This window comes from Kitasatospora sp. NPDC057198 (assembly GCF_042670125.1).
Taxonomy (GTDB): Bacteria; Actinomycetota; Actinomycetes; order Streptomycetales; family Streptomycetaceae; genus Kitasatospora.
Genome location: NZ_JBHUWH010000603.1, coordinates 1 through 4,112, shown reverse-complemented (window position 1 = coordinate 4,112; position 4,112 = coordinate 1). Strand labels below are relative to the sequence as shown.

The window sequence follows — 4,112 nt, the reverse complement described above, 5'->3', positions numbered from 1 at the left end:
GTGGAGGACAGGACGCGCGGGCCGAACGACCGGCGCAGCCGGGGGTCGGCGACGAGCCCGCCGCCGACGAACGCGCGGTCCGTGGGCCCGTCGCAGTTGACGTCGACCAGCCCCGAGACGGCCGAGGGGATTGCTGGGGAGGCCGACCGCGGTCGGGAGGAGCCGCCGAAGAAGGCGTGCTCGCCGTCGGTCCAGAAGAGCTCGTCGGCGATCGGGTCGGCGACCGCGGCGGCCGTGACCGCGCCGGCCTCGGACAGGGCGACGTTGACGGCCACGAGCGGCGTCGTGGCCGCGAAGTTGAGGGTGCCGCACAGCGGGTCCACCAGCCATCGACGAGGAGCGGTCGCGGAGCCCGCGTCGCCCTTCTCCTCGCCGCGCAGGGCGTCGAGCGGGCGGGCCCGGGAGAGGACGTCGAGGATGGCCTCCTCCGCGTCGAGGTCCGTCCGCGTCGCGAAGTCGGTCGCCGACTTCATGGTGCGCTCGTGCTCGGCGCCGTAGTCGCGCCGGACGATCTCGGCCCCGGCGAGGGCGGCCGCGATCGCGACCTCGGCATCGCTCGACGTCACGGACGCCCACCGGCCCGCCCGGCTGCCGGCGTCGGGAGTGCGTACCGGAACAGCGGTGCCCGCGGGTTCCACGGCAGGCCGCGGTGGTTCCGCCCCGCCGTGCACGTTGTCGTTCATCCGGACCCGGCTCCCCCCGATCGACGGTGGCGCCCGCTCGCGCGGCGGGCGCACACCGGACTGTAGTGCAACCGGGCGCCCCGATCGGGAGCCGAGGAGCCTGTGGGGGAGCCGGCGCGGGGCGGCTGCGGCTGAACCGTGGTGCCGGACCGCTTCCCGCGTCGGCCCGACCGGTCGTCACCGACCTTGCCCGGAGCCGTTTCCGGTGTCGCTTCCGGGCAGTCGGCGGGAACCCGTCCGACGGCCCTCCGGGCCGGAGGGCCGCCGCCGCGTTCCGCTATGTTCTTCCGGGCCCGTGCCGGCGGGGCGCACGCGCAGGCGAGGGGGAGGCGTGGCAGGTGAGCGGCTGGAGCCGGAGTGGGTCCGGTCCTGGTGCGAGCAGGCCGACGCGGCGCTGGCGGCGCTGATGCGGTCGTTCCTCCCGACGCACGGCTTCCCGCCCGGCGACAACGCCGTGGCGCTCGCGACCGCCGACGGCCACCGGGCGGCGAGCGCGCTCGCGGAGCTGACACCGATCCCCGCCGACCTGGCCACGCTCCACCGGGTGATCGCCGAGGTTTCCCTGCCCGACGTCGACAGCGGGTACTTCGTCCACTCGCCCGCGACGGTGGCGGCACACTTCCGCGAGTACGGTCTCGCACCGGTCGACGGCGAGCGGATCGCACCGGTGTTCGCCAGCGACGGCGGCGGCCGCCTGTTCGCGATCGGCGGCAGCGGGCGGATCTGGAAGTCCGCCGCGGCTTCCTGGTCCGCCGACTTCACCGTCGCCGCAGCGAGCCTGCGGGAGTTCCTCGAACAGCTCGGCGGACGGATCGCCGACCAGCTCTGACCGCCCGCCGAGGCGCCGACCGCTGCCCGTACGGCGTGGCGCCCGCCCGGGGGGCGTGGCCTGCTCCACCCGGTCGAGACCGCCCCGGACCGCCGTCCGAACGGCCCGCGGGGGAGCCGGACGGAACCGGACGGAATCGGACCGGGGCCGGACCGGGGCCGGCGGGGCCGGAACCCGCCGGCGCGGACACGCGCGGCCCGGCCGGATCAAGGACGCGCCAACGGCCCACCGGGCCCGGCCAGTTCGGCCAGTTCGGCCAGGCCGGTCAGCGCCTCGATCCGGAGCACCGACGCCTCCGCCACCGGGGACGGGGCGCCGGTGACGAAGTCGACGCCGCGGTCCAGCCAGACGCCGGTCAGCCCGGCCGCCCCGGCCGCGGTGACGTCGCCGGACAGCACGTCACCGACGTTGGCCGCCCGCTCGGGAGCGGTCCCCGCCCACCGGCAGGCGGCGGCGTACGAGGCGGGCTTGGCGGCTCCCAGTTCGGTCGGGGTCAGGACGGCCTCGAAGCGCTCCAGCAGGCCGAAGCGGGCCAGCTTGGCGCGCTGCTGCCCGGGGTCGCCGTTGGTGAGGACGACCTTCCGGGGCGGGCGCGGCAGCCGGTCGAGGGCGTCCAGGCCGGGCAGGACGTCGGGGTAGCAGCGCCAGGAGTCCTCCAGCACCGGGAGGTAGCGCTCGGCGATCCAGGCGTCCAGCGGCGCCGGGCCCCCGGGGACGGGCTCGCCCAGCAGCGGCAGGAAGGACGCGGCGCGGCGCCGGTGGTGCTCGGCGAATGAGCACGTACCGCCCAGGTACTCTCCCATGTGGCGAGCCTCCAACTCCCACCACGCCTGCGCCAGTTCCTCCGGCCCCGCCGTCGCGCCGGGCGACTCCCGGACGATCCGGCCGATCGCCGCGAAGACCGCCGTGCGGTGATCGACCAGGGTGCCGTCCAGATCGAAGAAGATCACATCAACCATGTGCCGGATCATCCCGCGACACCGTCACCGGACGGCACCCGGGGACGGTCCGACCCGCGCGGCACCTCCGAAACACCCGGCCGGGCACCCGGCGGGTCAGCGACCGCCCCGGCTCCGCTGCCGCGAGTCGTCGATCACCGTCCGGGACCAGTCCAACTCGCCCGCCCGGTACGACTCGTCCAGCAGCACCCGCTGCAACCGGTCCCAGACCCCGGCCTCCTGCCAGTCCCGCAGCCGCCGCCAGCACGTCATGCCCGACCCGAACCCCAACTCCTGCGGCAGCCACTCCCACTGGATCCCGGTGTGCAGCACGAACAGGATCCCCTGCAGGCACCCGCGGTCCTTCGCCGACGGCCGCCCGAGCCCCTGCCGCCGCACCGGCAGCAGCGGCTCGATCCGCTCCCACAAGTCGTCCGACACCAACCACGGCGCTCTCTTCCCCACACACCCCCAACGAGCCGACGGCCGAACGGACATGGCCGACCCCCCGTTCGCCCGGCCCCCCTCCCGGGTTCCCGGTCGCCGGATATTCGCTTCCACCCGCCGGAAAGTCGGTGATAGACAGTCAGCCGTGTCCACCGATCTTGACTTCCCGGCCCTGCTGAGCCTGCTCGAAGACCGCTCCGCGGCCTTCCGCGACGCACTCGCCGCCGCCCCCGACCTCAGCGCCAAGGTCCCGACCTGCCCCGACTGGACGCTGCACGGGCTGGCCCAGCACCTCGGCTGGGGGCAGCTCTTCTGGGCGGGTGCCGTCGTCGCGGGCCCGACCGAGACGCGTCCGCCCCGGCCCACCGAGGCCGCGCCGGCCGAGCGCGAAGCCCTGATCGCCTGGTTCACGTCCGCCACCGAGCGGCTCCTCGGCGCTCTCCGCACGGTCGGCCCGGACGTCCCCTGCTGGGCCTGGTGGGAGCCAGCCCAGGCGCCGCGGGACACCACGGCCGCCGCCCGCCAGCGCCTCGGCGAGACGGCGGTGCACACCTACGACGCCCAGCTCGCGGCCGGCCTGCCCGCCACCGTCCCGGCCGAGGCCGCGCTGGACGGCATCGAGTGGTTCCTCCGCACCTGCTGCGCCACCACCGTCCCCTGGCCGCACACCCCCGCCACCCTCGCCTTCCGGACCGCCGAGGGCCCCGACTGGTACCTCGTCCTCTCCCCGGCCGGCGCCCGGATCACCCGCACCGCTCCCGCCGCCGCCCCGGACGCCACCCTCCGCGGCACCGCCGCCGAGCTGCTCGCGGTCCTCCACGGCCGCACCCCGATCGACGACCTCCGCCCCGAGGGCGACGCCGTTCTCTTCCACCAGCTCCACGACTGGGACCGGGACGCCTGACCCGGCCCGCCCCGACAGGGCGCCGCCCGCCGGTGGACCCGCCGCGCGGGCGCTCGACCTTGCCGCGGCCGTCCACGTCGCCCCGCGCGAGCACGGCCGGACGGCCGCCGCGGTCACCACCGACCCGTACCCCGACGAGACGTACTGGACCGACGCCACCGGCGCCCACCCGCGCCGCGACGGCCGGTCGGCCCCGGCCCCCCCCCCGGACCCCCCCCCCCCCCCCCCCCCCCCCCCCCCCCGCGCCCCCCCCCCCCCCCCCCCCCCCCCCCCCCCCACAACCGGAAGCCAGGGAGTAGAGAGAGAGAAGA

4 protein-coding genes and 1 pseudogene are annotated in these 4,112 nt (G+C 76.6%); 2 read left to right on the top strand and 3 right to left on the bottom strand.

The window, feature by feature from the left end; translation table 11 throughout:
• Nucleotides 1-566 (bottom strand): inositol monophosphatase family protein (locus tag ACFUEL_RS36355; protein ID WP_380241964.1); only part of this gene is annotated, 566 nt, incomplete at its 3' end.
• A 448-nt stretch (nt 567-1,014) separates the two neighbouring features.
• On the opposite strand from ACFUEL_RS36355, the gene ACFUEL_RS36350 reads away from it, so the two are divergent.
• On the top strand, nt 1,015-1,512 hold the full coding sequence (locus ACFUEL_RS36350; protein ID WP_380241963.1) for a hypothetical protein: 498 nt from the start codon (nt 1,015-1,017) through the stop codon (nt 1,510-1,512).
• Nucleotides 1,513-1,718: 206 nt separating this feature from the next.
• On the opposite strand, the gene ACFUEL_RS36345 is transcribed toward ACFUEL_RS36350, so the two are convergent.
• Complete coding sequence (locus tag ACFUEL_RS36345) at nt 1,719-2,471, bottom strand: HAD family hydrolase (RefSeq protein ID WP_380241961.1); 753 nt, start codon at nt 2,469-2,471, stop codon at nt 1,719-1,721.
• 99 nt (nt 2,472-2,570) lie between these two features.
• Nucleotides 2,571-2,948 (bottom strand): annotated as a pseudogene (locus ACFUEL_RS36340) (transposase); the annotation flags it as partial.
• 94 nt (nt 2,949-3,042) lie between these two features.
• Here ACFUEL_RS36340 and ACFUEL_RS36335 point away from each other — a divergent pair.
• Complete coding sequence (locus tag ACFUEL_RS36335; protein WP_380241959.1) at nt 3,043-3,801, top strand: maleylpyruvate isomerase family mycothiol-dependent enzyme; 759 nt, start codon at nt 3,043-3,045, stop codon at nt 3,799-3,801.
• Nucleotides 3,802-4,112 lie beyond the last annotated feature (311 nt).

What these genes read in the sequence shown, in the direction of transcription:
- ACFUEL_RS36345 (WP_380241961.1), bottom strand. Translation starts at nt 2,471, where the DNA reads ATGGTTGATGTGATCTTCTTCGATCTGGACGGCACCCTGGTCGATCAC.